The following is a 17,948-nucleotide window of genomic DNA, read 5'->3' on the forward strand; positions in this document are numbered from 1 at the left end:
GGTGGCAATCCGAGACGGATTCACCGCCGATGGGAGACAGGACATGAGCACCGAAACGCACCTCAAACAACATTATATCGGCGGCCGCTGGGTCGATTCGAAGGGCGGCAAGCTCCACGATGTCATCAACCCGGCGACCGAGGAGGCGGCCTCGACCGTCGTGCTCGGCACCGCCGCCGACGTCGATGATGCGGTCGCCGCGGCGAAAGAGGCCTTCAAAAGCTTCTCGCAGACGACGCGCGAGGAACGTCTCGACCTACTGAACCGCATCGTCGAAGAGTATAAGAAGCGCGCACCCGACCTCGCCAAGTCGATGGCCTCCGAAATGGGCGCGCCGGTCAGCTTCGCGGGCACCGCGCAGGTCGGCGCCGGCATCGGCGGCTTCCTCGGCACGATCGCCGCGCTGAAAGATTTCAGCTTCACCGAAAAATATGCCGCGGGCATGATCGCCTATGAACCGATCGGCGTCGTCGGCATGATCACGCCGTGGAACTGGCCCCTCAACCAGATCGCACTCAAAGTTGCCCCCGCGCTCGCCGCGGGCAACACGATGGTGCTGAAGCCGTCGGAAGAATGCCCAGGCAATGCGGTGATCTTCGCCGAGATCCTCGACGCCGCAGGCGTCCCGCCGGGCGTGTTCAACCTCGTGCAGGGCGACGGTCCGACCGTCGGCAATGCGATCAGCGCGCACCCCGGCATCGAAATGGTGAGCTTTACCGGCTCGACCCGCGCGGGCATCCTCGTCGCCAAGGCGGCGGCAGACACCGTAAAGCGCGTCCATCAGGAACTCGGCGGCAAATCGCCGAACATCGTCCTGCCCGACGCCGATTTCGAAGCGGTGCTGCCGCCCACGGTGCAGGGCGTGCTCGTCAACACGGGGCAGAGCTGCATCGCGCCGACGCGCATTCTCGTCCAGAAAGAGCGCGAAGCCGAAGCGGTCGGTGTGATCAAGGCGATGTTCGACGGCACCCAGGTCGGCGACCCGATGAGTGAAGGCGGTCATATCGGCCCCGTCGTCAACAAGGCACAGTTCGACAAGATCCAGGGCCTGATCCAGTCGGCAATCGACGAAGGCGCGACGCTCGAAACCGGCGGCACCGGCCTGCCGAGCAACGTCAACCGCGGCTATTATATCAAGCCGACCGTCTTTTCGGGCGTCACCCCCGACATGCGTATCGCGAAGGAAGAGGTGTTCGGGCCGGTCGCGACGATCATGGCCTACGACACGCTCGACCAGGCGGTCGATATCGCGAACGATACCGAATATGGCCTGTCGGCCGTCGTTTCGGGCGATCCCGCCAAGGCCGCTGAAATCGCGCCCAAGCTGCGCGCCGGCATGGTCGCCGTCAATGCCTGGGGTCCCGGACCGGGCGCGGCGTTCGGCGGATACAAGGCGTCGGGCAATGGGCGCGAAGGCGGTGTGTTCGGCCTTAAGGACTTCATGGAAGTGAAGTCGATCAGCGGCATCCCGGCGTAAGCCATATTCCTCCCTGTGGCCGCAGGCCATGGGGAGGGGGACGACCCGCATAAAACGAGTGGTGGGAGGGGCCGCGCTCTACCCGCCCCTCCGTCAGCCGCATCGCGACCGCCACCTCCCCATCGTTTCGCGACAGGCAGGATCGAGCCCCTCCCGTTTACGGCAGGGGTTTTGCTTTGAGCGAACTGCCGTTATGCGCGAACGCATCATGACCGCCCGCTCCCCGCTCGCCCCCGCCGCCTTTCCTGCCCTCCCCGACATCGCCGGGGTGACGCGCCGCGTCGCGCGCGCGCGTTACAAGGATTGGGATCGCTGCGATCTGACTTATGTCGAACTGTCGCCGGGGACGACGGTCGCGGGCGTCTTCACGCGCAATGTCTGCTGCTCGTCCGAAGTCGAACTCGGCCGCGAGCAGGTGAAGGGTGGCAAGGGCCGCGCGCTGATCGTCAACGCGGGCAACAGCAACGCCTTCACCGGCTATCGCGGCCGCGAGGCGGTCGAACAGATCATGGAGCAGGTCGCCGTTCACCTCGGCTGCGAAGCGAGCGAGGTCTTCGTCAGTTCGACCGGCGTCATCGGCGTGCCGTTGCCCAAGGAAAAGGCGCGCGCGGGCGTCGAAACCGCACTCACCGCCGAGCTTTGTTCGTGGGAAACCGCCGCCGAGACGATCGGCACGACCGATACCTTTGCGAAGGGATCGGCCGCCAGTGCGATCGTCGGTGGCAAGACCATCCAGGTCGCGGGGATCGTCAAGGGATCGGGCATGATCGCCCCCGACATGGCGACGATGCTCGGCTATCTTTTCACCGACGCCGCGGTCGCGCCGGCGCTGCTGCAGGATATGCTGAGCGAAGCGACCGACGGCAGCTTCAACAGCATCACCGTAGACAGCGACACATCGACCAGCGACACGGTGCTGCTGTTCGCGACGGGGCAGGCGGCAAATGCGACGCTCACCACGCGCGACGATCCGGGCGCCGACGCACTGTACGCCGCGATCCGGCAGGTCGCGCTCGATCTCGCGCAACAGGTAGTGCGCGACGGCGAGGGCGCGTCGAAATTCATCGAAATCCAAGTGAACGGCGCGGTGAACGACGGCAGCGCCAAACGCGTCGCGCTCGCGATCGCCAACTCGCCCCTCGTGAAAACCGCAATCGCGGGCGAGGACGCCAATTGGGGCCGCGTCGTGATGGCGGTGGGCAAGGCGGGCGAACCCGCCGACCGCGACCGGCTCGCGATCCGCTTTGGCGATCATTGGGTCGCGAAGGACGGTCTGCCTGTCGACGGCTATGACGAAGCGCCGGTCGCGGCGCATCTCAAGGGTCGGGACATTCGCGTCGGCGCCGACCTCGGCCTCGGCGAAGGCCGGGCGACGGTCTGGACCTGCGACCTGACCCACGGCTACATCAGCATCAACGCCGATTATCGGAGCTAGCTTATGGGAACCCCGGCGAAAGCCGGGGCCATGCGGCACCGTAAATGGCCCCGGCTTTCGCCGGGGTTCACACCATTACAGCGCGCCTTCAAGCCAGCCCTTCAGCGCACTCTTCGGCGCCGCGCCGACCTTGGTGTCTGCGATCTCGCCATTTTTGAACAGGATCATCGTCGGGATACCGCGCACGCCATATTTGGCGGGGGCGTTCGGATGGTCATCGATGTTCAGCTTCGCGATCACGACCTTTTCACCCAGTTCGTCGGCGATTTCCTCGAGCGACGGGCCGATCATCTTGCACGGGCCGCACCATTCGGCCCAGAAATCGACAAGCACGGGCGTATCGCTGTCGAGCACGTCGGCCTGAAAGCTGTCGTCGGTAATGGCTTTGGTACCCATAATCAGAACTCCTGAAACGCTGTTGCCACCAAGCTAGGGCGTCGGCGCCTCCGGCTCAAGGGCCGAGCCCCGCAAATTCGCCTTGGCTGCCAGCAAGCCCGGCTTGTGGGCGTCGAGCAAGGCATCGCCGAGGCGGATCAGCCGCGGCGCCGCGGTATAGAGCAAGGCCGCCTCGACGCGCCGCCCCGGAAAGATCACCCGGAGCGCGTCGCGATAGGCCGCCATCTGACGCAGATAGGCGGACGCGACCTCGGCGCCGTTCGCCGGGACGTGCCGCCCCGTCTTGTAGTCGATCACCGTCACCGCATCGTCGGTCACCAGTAACCGGTCGACGATCCCTGCGACGACGACGCCGTCGACCACCGCCGACAGCGGCACCTCGGCGAGGCTGCCGATCCCGAACAGCGCCGCGTGCGCGGGATCGTCGAGCACCGTCAGCACTTCATCGACCATCGCCGAACGCGCACTCTCGCCGAGCGCCGCAGCCTGTGTCGACAGCCAGTGCATCGCGGCGGCGCGGCGGCGTTCTGACCGGACGGCGGGCAGCCGCTCGAATAGCGCGTGAAGCAGCAGGCCCCGCTCGACCGCCGCCGCGCGTTCACCGCCCTGCGGCGGCGACGCGACATCGTCCTCGCCGAGAGCGGAGGGGGCGAGCGGGCGCGGTGGGCGCGCTTCTTCGGGCGCCGGTCGCCCAGCCCAGTCGGGGATCGCAATTTCCGCGGTCGCTGCAACCGGCTTCGTCCGCTGACGCGCCCACGTCTTTGCATTGACCTGATGAACGCGCTTTTGTCCCCAGCGCGGCCCGGCATCCTGCCAGCCGAGCCCCATGGCGTCCATCACGCCGTCGACCGCCGCGTGCCAGCAAAGCTCGGGTAGCGAGCGATCTTCCTTTTTCGTGATGCCGGCGACCACCAGCAGTTCCTCGGCACGCGTCATCGCAACATACAGCAGCCGCCAATGTTCCTGGATCTCCGCCGCGGCCTTGGAGTCGTGCGCCGCCGCGACTCGTCCATGCCGCTCCTCCGCCGGCAGGCCGAAAACCGGCAGCCTGTCCCAACCCTCCAGCGACAGGTCGAATCCGCGTTGCCGCTGCACCGGATCGTCGGTCGCGTCGGCGAGGATGACGATCGGCGCCTGCAAACCCTTTGACCCGTGCACCGTCATCACGCGCACGACATCGCTGCGTGCTTCGGTTTGTCGCTTGATATCGGCGCGGCTCGCCTCGACCTCGCTCAGGAAAGCGAGCAGCGAAGGGGTATGCAGCCGTTCGAACGCAAGCGCCTGGTTTAAAAGTTCGTCGATCGGATCGCGCGCTTCGCGCCCCAGCCGCGCGTAGAGCCGCCGCCGCCCCTGCATCGGCCCCGACAGTATGCGATCGAGGAAACGATAGGGCGTCGTCAGATCGGCCATGCCGAGGAGGTGGCGCAGCGCCGCCATCGTTTCCGCAGGCACCTCGGCCTCGCGGGCGCGCAGTTGCTCCCACAGCGCGCGCTTGCCGCGCCCGTGCGCAAAACCGAACAGATCGTCCTGCGACCAGCCGATCAGTGGCGACACGAGCAGCGCCGCAAGGTTGAGGTCGTCGAGCGGCTGGATCGCAAAGCGCATGGCTGCAAGCAGGTCCTGAACGCCGAGCGGCTGCGTCAGCGCGAAGCGATCGACCCCCGCGACGGGCACGCCAAGCGATTGCAGTCGCGCAACGATCCGCGCTGCAAGGTCGCGGCGGCGGCGGACGAGGATCAATATATCGCCCGGTGCGACGCTGCGCCCGTCCTTGCCATGCTCGATCCAGTCGCGAACCTCGTCCGCGATCGCGCGCGACAGCCGGAGGCTGGCGGGGTCGTTTGCGGGCGCGAGCGGATCGCCGCCTTCGCTCGCGTCGTCGTCGGCCGTGTCCTCGCTCTCCCCCGCCGCGAGGGCTTTGCCGACAGGCAGCGGCTGCCACAGTTCGACGCGGCCGGGGTGCGCGCTGCGGAAGGGAAGATGCGGCGGTTCGTCGCTCGCCAGCCCCATCAATCCGGTGCCGCCGTGCGCAAGCCACGCGTCGACGATTTCGAGCACCGCGGGACTGGAGCGGTAGTTGGTGACCAGATCGACTTCGGCAAAGGGCTGCCCGCCGTCGGCGGCGCGTTGGCCGAATACCATGCGCGCCGCCGCGAAGGCCGCGGGATCGGTGCCCTGGAAGCCAAAGATCGCCTGCTTGCGGTCGCCCACGGTGAACAGGGTGCGGACACGCTCTTCCTTCGCACCCGCACCCGCAAAAAATTCTCCCGCGAGCGCCGCGACGATCGCCCACTGGCGTGTGTTTGTATCCTGCGCTTCGTCGACGAGGATATGATCGGTGCGCTGGTCGAGCTTGAAACGCACCCATTCGCCGAATTGACCGAGGCGGAGCAGCGCCCCCGCGATCGAGATCAGGTCGTCGAAATCGGCCAGCCCGCCCTCGCGCTTCGCCAGCGCGTAGGTTTCGGCAAAGCGGCTTCCCAAATCCCACGCTGCGGCAAGGTCGTCGGCGACACGCATCGCCGTGACCGTCTCGAGCAGTTGCTGCGCGGCTTCGACGATCTGCACAGCACTGTCGGCACAGTCGGTCATCCGGCCTTTGTCGCCCGCGAAGTCCGCGCGCAACTCGCCCTTACCTGTAAGGAAACAGCCAAGCAGTTCGCCAAGCATCGCGCTTCGCCCCGCCGGGTCGGCTGCCAGCCACCGCTGCATGACGTCGGCGCACCCGAGTCCGGTCTTGGTGCCCCAAGCCCCTCCGCTCGCCGCAACCGCTCGGATCGGCGCCTCGGCAATCGCGCCCGCCGCCAGTTTGCCCACCAGCCACGCTTCGGCATCGCCATCGGGCAGCGCCAGCGCCGCACGCAGATCGGACGCGCGCGGGGGCAGGATGCGCGTTTCGAACGGCGCGGCAAAGGCGTGGGCGCAGCGCGTCAGGAACGCCATCGCCGCGTCCTGGCCCATCCGCCGCGACAGCATTGCCGCCTGCGCGCGCATCGCGTCGCCCTCGGCACCGGGTTCGGCGAGCAGCTTGGCGAGCACCTGTCGCTGCAACTCGGCGGCTTCGCCCTCTTCGAGCGCGCGGAAGCCGGGCAGGATTTTCGCCTCGAGCGGAAAGCTTGCGAGCAGGGTCTGGCAAAAGCTGTGGATTGTCTGCACCCGGATCGTGCCGGCGGCGCTATCGATCACCGTGGCGAACAGCGACCGCGCGCGGTCGAGGATGCCGGGCTCCTGCCAGTCGGCGCCGAGCGCGTTGAGATCGATCCGAAGGTCGCCGTCGCTCATCCGCACCCAGAGCGCCAGCCGTTCGTGAATGCGGTGCGCCATTTCGGCGGCGCCCGCCTTGGTAAAGGTGATGCACAGGATCGCATCGGGCGCGATTCCCGCAAGCATCAGCCGCAACACGCGCGCCGACAACACCTGCGTCTTGCCGGTTCCGGCCGATGCGCCGAGCCACACATGCTCATGCGGCTCCGCCGCCGCCCGCTGCGCGGGATCGAGGTCATGGAGCCGCGTCATGGCGCATCTCCTGCCGCGTCATTCCCCCGTCCGAACCATTCGTCGCGGCGCATCAACTGGTCATAATCGGTGAAACGCTTCGCATTGTCTCCCGGCGCGAACACCTCGTCGCCGAGCAGATAAGCGGCGGTGAGATCGGCGAATGCGTCGTAGGCGCGCCTTACCGCATCCTCCGCGGTCTTGAGTTCGCGCCGCGAGCCATGTGTCGGCGTCACGCTTCCGTCGATCCCCTTGGCGCGATCGGCTTTGAGGCTCCAATATTCGAGCGCATCGATCGACCCCGGCGCGACGCCGTCCATCTTGCCCATTTCTGCCATCAGGCCAAGCAGGCCAAGCTGATTGTCGAGCCCCTCGGCGGCGGCGCTCCCGCTTGGTGCGGCCCCGGTCTTGTAATCGACGATCGCGAGGCTGCCGTTCCCCAGCCGGTCGATACGATCGGCCTTGCCTGTCAAGCGGATACCGCCCAGTTCGTGCATGCCCGACGCTTCGGCCGCGATGGGCTCCCGCCCCTCCGCGCGCGCGGCCCACACCCGCCCCGCCGCCCAGCGCAGCGCCGGCTCGATCCGCGGAAACCAGAAGGCGCGTGCGAGCGCGTCAAGCGCCGGATCGTCACGCAGGCGGGCTAGTTCGGCTTCCAGCGCTGCGGGCGTGGCGCCCGCCCGCTGCCAATTCTCCATGAATGCGTGGACGCGCGTGCCGAGCCAGCGCGGATCGGGGCCGGCGCTGAGCGGGTCGAGGACTGAAAGCCGCAATATGCGTCCTGCGTAAAATGCATAAGGATCCTTCGCGAGCAGGTCGACGCCGGTGACGCTGATATGATCCGGCCGCGCTCCGGCAGGCGGGCGCGGGCGCGGCATCGGCGCGGGCACGGCCGGCCCCGGCGGGACGTCGAGCGCCGCCGCGAGTGCGGTGACGCTTGCCCCGTCGAGGCGGGCTTCGGGCAGTTCGCCGGCGAGTGCGGCAAGCCGCAACCAGAAGCGCGACGCCACCGCGGGATCCCCGCCGCTGCGCAGCGCGCGCGTGACGACCACCTCGCGCGCCGCGAAAGCGCCCGCGAAATCATGCGCCGCCGCGCCCTGCTGGCGTTCGGGCGCCGCAAGCCCCAGCATCCGGCGGATCCCCGGCGCGAGCCAGGGATCGGGGCTCTGTTGTTGCGGCCAGCGGCCTTCGTCGAGCCCGCCGAGGATCATCAGGTCGGCACGCTGCAACCGTGCTTCGAGCAGACCCCATATGAACAGGCGTGGATGGCCGCCATAAGGCGGACGGACGCTTTCGCCGGCGAGGAGGTCGGCGAGCATCGCCGGGACGTCACCGGGCGTGACCAGCGCCGGACCTGCGTCCTTCGCCAACGCCCAGCGGTCGAATAATTCGGACAGCGCGCGGCCGGCGTGGCCGGTCCATGCCCCCGCGCCCGTCAGCCAGTCGAGCGCCGCTTGCAATGCGCCGAGCAGCACGGCGGGCGGCACAGGCGCAGCAGCAGCGAAGGGCGCGAGCGCCGCGCGCAAGCCCGCGGCGAACTCTGCCCACCAATCGACGATCGCCTGCGCCTCCGCATGACCATGCGCTTTCGCGTCGGCCGCGCGTTCGGCGATCCGCATCGTCACGCCATCCCATCCCGGCACCAGCCCGGGCCCGCGCAGCACCAGGTCAAGCCGCCGCACCTGATCGAGCCAGCCGAGGCGCGCCTCGCCCGCGCGCACCAGCGGATGCCCCAGCAGCGCGACGAGCCGCACCGGGTCGAAGGCCGCAGCGAACTCGGCGAGTGCAAGCAGCAGCGCCCCCGGCGGCGTCTGGCCGAGCGGCTGCCCCGCGCTGTCGTCGACCGTCACGTCCCAGCGCGCGAGTGCCGCCGCTACGCGCGTCGCCAGCGCCCGGTCGGGGGTCACCAATGCAGCGGTGCGCGCGGGCGTTTCGAGCGCGTGGCGCATGATCAGCGCGATCCCTTGCGCCTCCTGCCCGTCGTCGGCGAACGTGGCGGCGCAAACCCCCGCGACGCCCGTACCAAGGTCGCCCGCCTGCTGCCAGCGCGCGGTATAGGCGGCAGGCGCAAAGAGCAGCGATGTAAAGGCCTCGCGCGCTTCGGGGCCGTCAAACGGCGAAGTCGCATCCCACGCCAACACTTCGCCGCGCGACACTCCCATCCGGCCGAGCAGCAGCTTCAGATGATATTGGGGGTGCGTTTCCAGCGGACGCTCAAGAGGCTTGTCGGGATCGGCCTGCACCGGCCCCAGCACCCGCCATTCGTCGTCCGCCATGCCCAGGTCGACCCCGGGCAGCACGACCAGACCCTGCGGCAGATCGGCAACCGTTCGCAGGAGCCGTGCGATTGCGGGCGCGGCGGTGGTGATCCCCGCAGCGACGACGAACCGCGCGGGCGGTGCGGCGCGCCATCCCCGTGCGACCCGTGCGAGCAGCCGGTTGCGGCGGTCGGCGCGGTCGATATGCCCGGTCGCTGCAAGCATCGCCGGCCATTGTTCGACGAGCAGCGACAGTCGCCGCCACGAAGCCTGCCAATGCCCGGCAAGGTCACCGAGCGCGCTTTCGATGTCGGCGAGCCGCGCCGGCGCGACCTCCTCATAGTGCAACTGGTCGATCACGCGCCCCAGCCCCTCCGCGAGCTGGAACGCCGCGGCACCGGTGATCGGATCCTCGCCCGGCGGATGATGCTTCTCTATCAGCTCCGCGAGCATCAGGCGCCGTTTCAACGCATCGATCGCGGGGGGGATCGCGTCGATCTCGTCGATCGGATCGAGCGCCAGCGCGACCGATTCGTCGAGGTCGGCATCGCCGATCACGACAAGCCGGGGCATCAAGAGTCCTGCACCACCCGCGCGCACGAACGCCGCCTGCACCGCGCTCCGCGCGCGGTTGCTCGGCAGCAGGATGAGGCCCTGCGCAAGCCCCAGCGCGCCGTCGGCATGGCGGTCGATCAGCCCCGCCGCGAGCGCATCGGCGAAGGCCCGTTGGACGGGAATCGAAAAGACGGTGGGCTTGGCGTCAGCCATCCGTCAGCGCGGCTTCGGTCGGCGCGATGCTCGCCGGAGTACCCACGTCGAACCACTGGCCCATGTGCGACACGCCATAGAGCCGCCCCGCCGCGATCGCGCGATCCCACAGGATATTGGTCGAAAACGCCCCCTCGGGCGCCCCATCGAGCAGGCGCGGCGAGATCAGCTGGATGCCAGTGTAGACGAAGGGTGCAATCCGCCCCGGCTTGCGGCGCGACAGCTTGCCGTGGCCGTCCATGTGGAAATCGCCGCGTCCGCTGTGCCCCGTCGCACTCGCCTGCCGGATCAGCAGCAGCAACGCATCCATCTTCGTTCCGTCCCAGTGCCGCGCGAGATGCCGGATGCTGTCTTCGGGCCCGTCGATCCAGATATTATCGCTGTTGGCGATCAGGATCGGGTCGCCCTTCAGCTGCGGCAGCGCCTTGACCATCCCGCCCCCGGTTTCGAGCAGCTGCCCCCGCTCGTCCGAAATCGCGATAGTGAAACTGCGCTTCTGTGCCGCGAGATGCGCTTCGAGCGCATCCGCCAGATAATGGACGTTGACGACGACATGCCCGACGCCCGCTGCCTCGATCCGGTCGAGACTATGGTCGATCAGCGCCTTTCCCGCGACGCGCACCAACGGCTTGGGCCGCGTGGCGGTGAGCGGGCGCATGCGCTTGCCGATGCCCGCCGCCATCACCATCGCGCTTTCGATCTTCGCGCTCACAAAACCATCGCTTTCCATATCTCCGCCCGCTTCGCGAACGGGATATTGGCGTCAAACCATTGCCGAACGGGGACAAGCGCCGGATGGGCGAGGTCGCGTTCGAGCAGCCCCCACATGCGCGGCTGGAAATTTTTGTAGTGCGGCTTGTTGTCGCGCTTCCACAGGCGGACGAAGACGCCGAGGATGCGAGTATTGCGCTGCGCGGCGAGCGCCCAATAGGCGGACTCGATATCCCGTCCGGTCGCTTGGATGTAACGCGCGAGCATAGCCGCCTCGACCGCGGGGTTCACATCGCGGCGAGCATCCTCGAGCACCGAGGCCAGGTCGTAGGCGGGATGCCCCACCAGCGCGTCCTGAAAATCGAGCAGGCCATAATGCGCGATGCCGTTCTGCCCCTCGACCAGCATGATATTTTCGGCGTGGAAATCGCGGAGCACGGTGACGCGCGGCAGCCCGTCCTGCTCGACCGGCGCCAACGCCGCCGCCCACGCCGCGCGGAACGCATCGCGATCGACGTCGATGCCGAGCGCCGGGCAATACCAGTCGATGAACAGCAGCACCTCGTCGAGCCATTGCTCGAGCCCGTGCGCCGGCAGTCCGTCCATCGGCGGCCGAGCGTGGAGGTGGACCAGCAGGTCGGTCACCCCGGCATAATAGTCCGCCTCCTTGTGCAGCGCTTCGTCGACCGTTTCGCGCAGCCGCACGTCGCCGAAATCCTCGATCAGCAACAGGCCTTGCGCAAGGTCGCGCGCGAGAATCGTCGGCGCATTGAGCCCCTGCGCGCACAGAAATTCGGCAACCGCGATGAACGGCCGAGGGTCCTCGTGCGGCGGCGGCGCATCCATCAGCACCGCCCGACGGTCCTTGTCGACGACGCGGAAATAGCGGCGAAAGGACGCGTCGCCCGCCAGCGGCAAGATTTGGGCATCGCCCCAGCCATGCGCGGCAAGAAAGGCGGGCGCATGCGCGGGCGGAATCATCGAAGAGGCCATCGTGCTCCCCAAGCCGCCGGCACATCGGCTGTCAAGACGCGCGCGTCGCCGTCGCCCGAAATGCTGAGGCTCAGCGCACCGGGCCATCCTTCATCGCCCAGCCGCTCGGGCCATTCGATCAGCAAGGCGCCATCGTAAAGATAGTCGTCAAGCCCCAGTTCGATCAGCTCGTCCGGATCCTCGATGCGATAGAGATCGACGTGCGCGATGGGCAGGTCGACCTCGGGCGGCGCATAGGGCTGGACGATCGCGAAGGTGGGGCTCGGAGCTTCGCCGGCGAGCCCCCGCGCCTTCAGCATCGCGCGCGCCAGCGTCGTCTTGCCCGCGCCGAGGTCGCCCGCCAACAGCACGACGTCGCCGGCGATCAACGCCGCGCCGATCGCCGCGCCGATCCGCTCGGCAGCCGGCAGATCATAGCCCATCGAAAAGCCGGTCATGCGCCGCGCGGCAGGCTGATCCGCACGAGCGTCCCCTGCCCCTGCTCGCTTACCACGTCCATCGTCCCGCCATGCGCTGCGACGAGCTGCCTCGCGAGCGCGAGGCCGATGCCGCCTGTCTGTGTTCCGGCCTGCGTCCCCCGCGTCACCGCAACCACTGTGTCGGGCATGCCGGGACCATTATCCGACACGACGATATCGACCCTCTCCGCATCGCCTTCGGCGTGCAGCAGCACGCGCCCACCCGATTTGCGCGAAGGCGCGGTGAAGCGTATCGCATTGTCGAGCAACCCGGCGACGAGCCGCGACAAGCGAGGGGCGTCGCCCTCGATCCGCCCCAGGTCGGCGGCGATATTGCCCACGAGTTCGACCTTCTCGCTCGTCGCGAGCGGCTTCGCATCGGCGAGGGCGTTTTCGAGCAGCGTTTTCACATCGACCGGAGCGCGCTCGATCGCCAGCGTCCCCGCCTCGCCCTGCGCGAGGTCGAGTACGTTGTCGATCTGGCGGGATAGCACTGCGACCGAATCCATGATCGCATCGACATAGGAGCGCTGCTGGTCGTCGAGCTTGCCAGCATAACCCGCCTGCAACATCTCGCCGAAACCGCCGATCGATGTAAGCGGCGTGCGCAGCTCGTAACTCATCCGCGACAGGAACGCGGTCTTGACCTTGTCCGCCGTCTCAAGCGCCTCGTTACGTTCGCGCAGCGCGCCTTCGACCCGGCGGCTCGCCGTGATGTCGAGCATGATGAGAAGCGCGTTGCCGTCGGGCAACGGTATCGAGGCGAAATCGAAATAGCGTCCATCGGCAAAACCGATTTCGCCGCCGCGTTGCTGCCGTTCCAATGTGGCGGCGCGGATGACTTCCTGCACGATGCTGATCTGGTTCGGCTTGACCAGCCGGTCGGCAAGCCCGCCCATCAGAGCATCGACGCGCGGATGCGCGGCCAGCGTCGGTTCGTCGATGCCCCACAGCCGGCGGAAGCGCTGGTTCCACAGATGAAGCCGTCCGTCGGGCGCGAACACCGCAACCGCCTCGAACAGATTGTCGAAAGTCGCGGTGCGAACGCGCAGCAGCGTATCGCGCGCGCCGGCCAGTTGCACCTGTTCTGTCTTGTCCTCGGCGATCAGCAACAGCCCACCGTCGGGCGTCGGCTGCGCGACGACATGCAGGTGGGTTCCGTCGCGCAGCAACCAGTCCTCCTCGCTCGCGCCCGGCTGCGCGAACCAGTCGACATGCGTCTGCCGCCATTCGGGATAGTTGCGAACTTCCGGAATCCGCCCGCGCTCGCGCCACGCATCGAGCAGCCGTGCGAAGGGCCGCGCCTCCGACACATCTTCCGCCGACAGGCCGAACAGCCGGCGGAACGGCTGGTTTGCAAAGACAAGGCTCTGGTCGGGGCCGAATTGCGCAACCGCGGCCGATAGCCGATCGAGTAGTTCGCGCTGCGTATCGACGAAACGACGATGCGCCCCGCGCTCGGTTTCGAGTTCCTGGATATCGATCGCATAGCCCGCGATCCCGATCGCACGGCCACCCTTGGGAGCCAGCGGAACGTCGACGACGCGCATGATCCGTCGCTCGCCTTCGATCGTCACGGGAATGGTACGGACCTGCGCGGTCCCCGCGGCGCGGGCGGTCTCGGCGGCCTCCGCCGCACTGACACCGGCGACGGTTTCGCACAATTCGATGCCGCCATCGATCACCGCAGCCGGCCCCTTGGCTTCGACCGCGCGGACATAGGCGCCATTGACCAGCGCCAACTGAAGGTCGGTATCGCGGAACCACATGGGGAAGGGTGCCGCCTCGATCAGGCCCGACAGCGCCTCGAACGCCGCCATCGCCTCGTCGCGTTCCTGTCGCGCATGCGCCAGCGCCTGCTGCCCCTCGGTTGCATCACTCAGCCACAGAAGGACGCTACCAGCCCCGCCCACCGCCTGCGGCGCAGCGGCGCCATGCACGATGATCGTCCGCCTGCTCGCTTCGGGTTTAAGGCTGAGGACAAAGGGTTTCGCCCCGCGCTGCGCGCCGAGAATCGCCTGACGCAGCGCGTCATGGGCGTCTGGGCCGAGGCCGCTGCCGAGCCCGCGCAATTCGTCGAAATTCCGCGGCCCCTGCTCAAGCCCGAGCCAGCGGCCGAGCCGCTCGCTCGCTTCGATCCGCCAGTCGGCGCGCACGATGACCGGAAGCTGCGGCGAGGCTTCGACCAGGCTTGCGAGCCGTTCGGCCTGGCCGGCGACGAACGCCGAACGCCGCTGCATCGCGATTCCGCGCCCGACCGCCCAAAGTCCCGCGAGCAGCCACAGCGCCGCGAACAGGCCAAGCGCGAACAAGAGCGGCGGCGAAAGCGCGTCGCTCATCCCGCCTCAAGCCCTCTTCTGTCCGGAAGTCCCGCGCACATGATCGCTTGCCCTAAAGGCGATGAAGACATGTTTCAATCGCATGTCAGCGCGAAACGGCGCGCTACATCTTCCGATGAGCGCGCCGTCCACATTTTCGTCCGAGTTTCCGCGATGCGGAAACGCTGCCGGCACCGGCCCGCTTCGCCGTCAGGCGACGAAATCAGTACCGGTAATGGTCGGGCTTGAACGGCCCTTCGACCGGCACGCCGATATAGTCGGCCTGCTTCTGCGTCAGCTTCGACAGATGCACGCCCAGCTTTTCGAGGTGCAGCGCCGCGACCTTTTCGTCGAGATGCTTGGGCAGGACATAGACGTCGTTCTTATACTGCTCGCTGCGGGTCCAAAGCTCGATCTGCGCAAGCGTCTGGTTGGTGAAGCTCGCCGACATCACGAACGACGGGTGGCCCGTCGCATTGCCGAGGTTCACGAGGCGGCCCTTCGACAGGATGATGATCTGCTTGCCGTCGGGGAATTCGACCAGATCGACCTGCGGCTTCACTTCGGTCCACTTGTAGTTGGCGAGCGCCGCGATCTGGATCTCGCTGTCGAAGTGGCCGATGTTGCAGACGATCGCCATATTTTTCATCGCGGCCATATGTTCGGCGGTGATGACGTCGGCATTGCCGGTTGCGGTGACAAAGATGTCGGAGCGCTTGACGGCCTCGTCCATCGACACGACCTCGAACCCTTCCATCGCAGCCTGCAGCGCGCAGATCGGGTCGATTTCGGTCACGAGCACGCGTGCGCCGCCGTTGCGGAGGCTCTGCGCGCTGCCCTTGCCGACGTCGCCGAAGCCCGCGACGGTCGCGACCTTGCCCGCGAGCATCACGTCGGTGCCGCGGCGGATCGCATCGACGAGCGACTCTTTACAGCCGTAAAGATTATCGAACTTCGACTTGGTGACGCTGTCGTTGACGTTGATCGCGGGGAAGGGCAGCTCGCCCTTCTTGGCGATGTGATACAGGCGGTGGACGCCGGTCGTTGTTTCTTCCGAAACGCCCTTGATCGCCTTGACGGTTTTGGTGAGGTAGCCCGGATTGGCGGCAACGAATGCCTTCAGCGCGCGCTGCATTTCGACCTCTTCCTCATTCTCGGGCGCCGGCATCGTCTCGCCCGCCTCGAGTTTCGCGCCCCACAGCGCGAACATCGTGGCGTCGCCGCCGTCGTCGAGGATCAGGTTGCAGGTCGTGCCATCCTCGACACCCCAGTCGAAGATGCGGCCGACATAGTCCCAATAATCGGCAAGGCTCTCGCCCTTCACCGCGAACACGGGCACGCCCGTCGCGGCGATCGCGGCGGCGGCGTGGTCCTGCGTCGAAAAGATGTTGCACGTCGCCCAGCGGACTTCGGCACCCAATGCGGTCAGCGTTTCGATCAGCACCGCGGTCTGGATCGTCATGTGCAGCGACCCCGTGATGCGCGCGCCCTTCAGCGGCTGCGCCGCGCCATATTCGGCGCGCAGCGCCATCAGGCCCGGCATTTCGGTTTCGGCGATGTTGATTTCCTTGCGCCCGAAATCGGCGAGGCTGATGTCGGCAACGACATAGTCACGGGCGTCGGCGGCGAGAGTGGCCACGGGGGAGTCTCCATTTTGGCATATACGACCGCAGGCGAGCGGCCACGAAAACTGCGTAATTATCTTACGCGCCCTAGCCGAAACACCCCCGCCGATCAAATATAAACTTTTCTTTATATCGTACCCGGCGCACCGCCCGTCGGCAGCGCCCGACAAACGAATCGACGGCGCGAAAACGCACCGTCCGCAAAAATAATTTTTGCGCGCATCAATTGTGACAATCGGGCGCGGCCGATTGTGACATGAAGCCGCGAAAGCCAAGATTCTGAAAAATCTGACTTATAATGCGCCCTGCGATCAGCTTAATTCGACTTTGTGACAGCAGTGTTACAAAGTCCCGAAAATATTGACAATTTTTCGGACACGCGAGAAAATCGGCTCAAGTTTTCGGGAGATACAAGGATGAAAAATTTTCTGCTGCCGCTCGTCGCTCTTGCCTTTGCGACCCCTGCCGCGGCGCAATCGATCGTCGTCGTGACGGCGCCGCAAGCCGATTCGGAGGTGCTGCCGGTCGCCTATGCCGAGCTCAAGGCCGGCGAGAATCAGGCCGCTATTGACAAGCTGACCGGCGCCACGACCCTCGACGCCCGCGATCCCTCGCGGCTGATCAATCTTGGCACCGCTTATGCCCGGCTGGGTCGCACCGCCGATGCCGCCGCCGCCTATGACGCAGCGATCGGCAGCCCGATCCGCTATGATGTCGAACTCGCCAGCGGCCGCTACATGGATTCGCGCTGGGCCGCACGCGCCGCGCGTGCGAACCTTGACCAGGGCAAACCGCTGCTCGCGCTCGCGCGCTGAGGCAAAACCCTACGCCTCGCCGCCTTCGGTGGTCAACAAGCGGGCGTCCACTCCCGCTTCGGCGAACGCCGCCTGCCAACGTTCGGCAGGCGGCGTTTCGAACAACAGCGCATCGCTTCCCGGCGTCACATGCCAGCCATGGCGCACCATTTCGCTTTCGAGCTGTCCCGGCGACCAGCCGGCATAACCCAAAGCAACCAGCCAGTGCGATGGACCGCGCCCCTCGCCGATCGCGCGCAATATGTCGTGCGAGCTCGACACCATCCAGCGGTCGCTAACCTGCACCGCAGCCTCGCCGCCCCAATCCCGGCTGTGCAGCACGAAGCCGCGCGACGGCTCGACGGGTCCGCCCAGGAACACGGGCTGATCGAGCGGCTTCTCATGCTCGATCTCCAACTGGTCGAGCACCGCACCGACGGTCATGCCCGCGATCGGGTCGGCGATGCCGATCCCCATCGCGCCCTCTTCGTCATGGCTGATTATCGCGATGACCGAATGCTCGAAGCGCGGATCGCCGATGCCGGGCAGCGCGAGCAGCAATTGGCCGGTAAACCAGGTGGCAACGGTCTCCATATTGCTACAATGCCGCGACAGGCCGAAAGGGTCCAGCCTCTTTGCCGCAGGGTATCGAGGTAGGGCCATAATCCATGCGGATTTCGGGGCGGTCGACGATCCATATCTGCTCGCCGAACGGCTTGGGCACATTGAGCGGCGCGCAGGGGACGAAGCTGGACATGCACGGCACGGTAACAGAAGCGGCGGAGGGGTTTGAATTCGGCGGCGGATATGCGGCCGTGACCGCAAGGGGTGGTGAGCGGACTTCCGTTGCCATTCGCACGATGATGTCGTCGCCTGAAAAATTAACGGGGTGGAGCCTTGCAAGGGACGGCTCCACCCCGTTTCACCCTGGACCTTTTGAGAAGGGGGCAGGGATTTCAGTGCGCGCGGCGGGGGTTGATGCCGCAACGCGCGGCGGCGCGGGTGAAGAAACTGTCCTCGCCCGGCGCGCTGGCCGGTCCCATATATTCGCCCATGCGGCGAAAGGGTTCGACCAGCCATTTGATGGCGCGGGTGATATCGGCGCTGAAATGATCATGATCGTCATTCCAAACGCGCATGAACTGCTCGTCTTTCATCGCTCATTTCCTTTCGCTTCGGTGTGTCCTAAATGCGCGCTTTGGCGTCGCGCCGCCAACAAA

General features: G+C 66.8%; 13 protein-coding genes. 3 read left to right on the forward strand and 10 right to left on the reverse strand.

Annotated features, from left to right (window positions below):
• Nucleotides 1-43: 43 nt before the first annotated feature.
• Both HDC35_RS08295 and argJ read left to right on the forward strand, forming a co-directional pair.
• A complete protein-coding gene (locus HDC35_RS08295) occupies nucleotides 44-1,477 on the forward strand; it encodes an aldehyde dehydrogenase family protein (protein WP_184645603.1) in 1,434 nt (477 codons plus the stop codon).
• A gap of 208 nt (nucleotides 1,478-1,685) precedes the next feature.
• A complete protein-coding gene (argJ, locus tag HDC35_RS08300; protein WP_184645605.1) occupies nucleotides 1,686-2,912 on the forward strand; it encodes a bifunctional glutamate N-acetyltransferase/amino-acid acetyltransferase ArgJ in 1,227 nt (408 codons plus the stop codon).
• 75 nt (nucleotides 2,913-2,987) lie between these two features.
• Here the strand turns inward: argJ and trxA are convergent, their stop codons facing one another.
• The 8 genes from trxA to ahcY form a co-directional block, all read right to left on the reverse strand.
• Nucleotides 2,988-3,308, reverse strand: a complete 321-nt coding sequence (trxA, locus tag HDC35_RS08305) for a thioredoxin TrxA (RefSeq protein WP_058804108.1) — start codon at nucleotides 3,306-3,308, stop codon at nucleotides 2,988-2,990.
• A gap of 33 nt (nucleotides 3,309-3,341) precedes the next feature.
• Complete coding sequence (addA, locus tag HDC35_RS08310; RefSeq protein WP_184645607.1) at nucleotides 3,342-6,824, reverse strand: double-strand break repair helicase AddA; 3,483 nt, start codon at nucleotides 6,822-6,824, stop codon at nucleotides 3,342-3,344.
• Nucleotides 6,821-9,829 (reverse strand): double-strand break repair protein AddB, encoded by a 3,009-nt coding sequence (gene addB / locus HDC35_RS08315; protein WP_184645609.1) that lies wholly within the window; start codon nucleotides 9,827-9,829, stop codon nucleotides 6,821-6,823. The genes addA and addB overlap by 4 nt, the downstream gene beginning before the upstream one ends.
• Nucleotides 9,822-10,541, reverse strand: coding sequence for a nucleotidyltransferase family protein (locus HDC35_RS08320; protein ID WP_311770738.1), 720 nt, complete (start codon nucleotides 10,539-10,541; stop codon nucleotides 9,822-9,824). Before HDC35_RS08320 ends, addB begins: the two co-directional genes overlap by 8 nt.
• Nucleotides 10,538-11,521, reverse strand: coding sequence for an aminoglycoside phosphotransferase family protein (locus HDC35_RS08325; protein ID WP_184646496.1), 984 nt, complete (start codon nucleotides 11,519-11,521; stop codon nucleotides 10,538-10,540). The genes HDC35_RS08320 and HDC35_RS08325 overlap by 4 nt, the downstream gene beginning before the upstream one ends.
• Complete coding sequence (gene tsaE / locus HDC35_RS08330; protein ID WP_184645613.1) at nucleotides 11,518-11,970, reverse strand: tRNA (adenosine(37)-N6)-threonylcarbamoyltransferase complex ATPase subunit type 1 TsaE; 453 nt, start codon at nucleotides 11,968-11,970, stop codon at nucleotides 11,518-11,520. The genes HDC35_RS08325 and tsaE overlap by 4 nt, the downstream gene beginning before the upstream one ends.
• Entirely contained in the window at nucleotides 11,967-14,330 is a 2,364-nt protein-coding gene (locus HDC35_RS08335) for a PAS domain-containing sensor histidine kinase (RefSeq protein ID WP_184645615.1), read from the reverse strand. Before HDC35_RS08335 ends, tsaE begins: the two co-directional genes overlap by 4 nt.
• 202 nt (nucleotides 14,331-14,532) lie before the next feature.
• On the reverse strand, nucleotides 14,533-15,948 hold the full coding sequence (gene ahcY / locus HDC35_RS08340) for an adenosylhomocysteinase (protein ID WP_184645617.1): 1,416 nt from the start codon (nucleotides 15,946-15,948) through the stop codon (nucleotides 14,533-14,535).
• Nucleotides 15,949-16,350: 402 nt separating this feature from the next.
• Here ahcY and HDC35_RS08345 point away from each other — a divergent pair, with 402 nt between their 5' ends.
• The gene (locus HDC35_RS08345; RefSeq protein ID WP_184645619.1) at nucleotides 16,351-16,749 is read left to right on the forward strand and encodes a hypothetical protein; all 399 of its coding nucleotides are present in this window, start codon (nucleotides 16,351-16,353) and stop codon (nucleotides 16,747-16,749) included.
• Nucleotides 16,750-16,758: 9 nt separating this feature from the next.
• Here HDC35_RS08345 and HDC35_RS08350 read toward each other — a convergent pair whose 3' ends face one another.
• Nucleotides 16,759-17,322 (reverse strand): YqgE/AlgH family protein, encoded by a 564-nt coding sequence (locus tag HDC35_RS08350; RefSeq protein WP_184645621.1) that lies wholly within the window; start codon nucleotides 17,320-17,322, stop codon nucleotides 16,759-16,761.
• 362 nt (nucleotides 17,323-17,684) lie between these two features.
• Nucleotides 17,685-17,885, reverse strand: a complete 201-nt coding sequence (locus HDC35_RS08355; protein WP_184645623.1) for a hypothetical protein — start codon at nucleotides 17,883-17,885, stop codon at nucleotides 17,685-17,687.
• Between the last annotated feature and the right edge of the window lie 63 nt (nucleotides 17,886-17,948).

Source organism: Sphingopyxis sp. JAI128, from assembly GCF_014207235.1.
GTDB lineage: Bacteria > Pseudomonadota > Alphaproteobacteria > Sphingomonadales > Sphingomonadaceae > Sphingopyxis.

Excerpts from the sequence above, each read along its gene's own strand:
- HDC35_RS08295 (WP_184645603.1), top strand. The coding sequence starts at position 44 with ATGAGCACCGAAACGCACCTCAAACAACATTATATCGGCGGCCGCTGG.
- argJ (WP_184645605.1), top strand. The coding sequence starts at position 1,686 with ATGACCGCCCGCTCCCCGCTCGCCCCCGCCGCCTTTCCTGCCCTCCCC.
- trxA (WP_058804108.1), bottom strand. The coding sequence starts at position 3,308 with ATGGGTACCAAAGCCATTACCGACGACAGCTTTCAGGCCGACGTGCTC.
- addA (WP_184645607.1), bottom strand. The coding sequence starts at position 6,824 with ATGACGCGGCTCCATGACCTCGATCCCGCGCAGCGGGCGGCGGCGGAG.
- addB (WP_184645609.1), bottom strand. The coding sequence starts at position 9,829 with ATGGCTGACGCCAAGCCCACCGTCTTTTCGATTCCCGTCCAACGGGCC.
- HDC35_RS08325 (WP_184646496.1), bottom strand. The coding sequence starts at position 11,521 with ATGATTCCGCCCGCGCATGCGCCCGCCTTTCTTGCCGCGCATGGCTGG.
- tsaE (WP_184645613.1), bottom strand. The coding sequence starts at position 11,970 with ATGACCGGCTTTTCGATGGGCTATGATCTGCCGGCTGCCGAGCGGATC.
- HDC35_RS08335 (WP_184645615.1), bottom strand. The coding sequence starts at position 14,330 with ATGAGCGACGCGCTTTCGCCGCCGCTCTTGTTCGCGCTTGGCCTGTTC.
- HDC35_RS08345 (WP_184645619.1), top strand. The coding sequence starts at position 16,351 with ATGAAAAATTTTCTGCTGCCGCTCGTCGCTCTTGCCTTTGCGACCCCT.
- HDC35_RS08350 (WP_184645621.1), bottom strand. The coding sequence starts at position 17,322 with ATGGAGACCGTTGCCACCTGGTTTACCGGCCAATTGCTGCTCGCGCTG.
- HDC35_RS08355 (WP_184645623.1), bottom strand. The coding sequence starts at position 17,885 with ATGAAAGACGAGCAGTTCATGCGCGTTTGGAATGACGATCATGATCAT.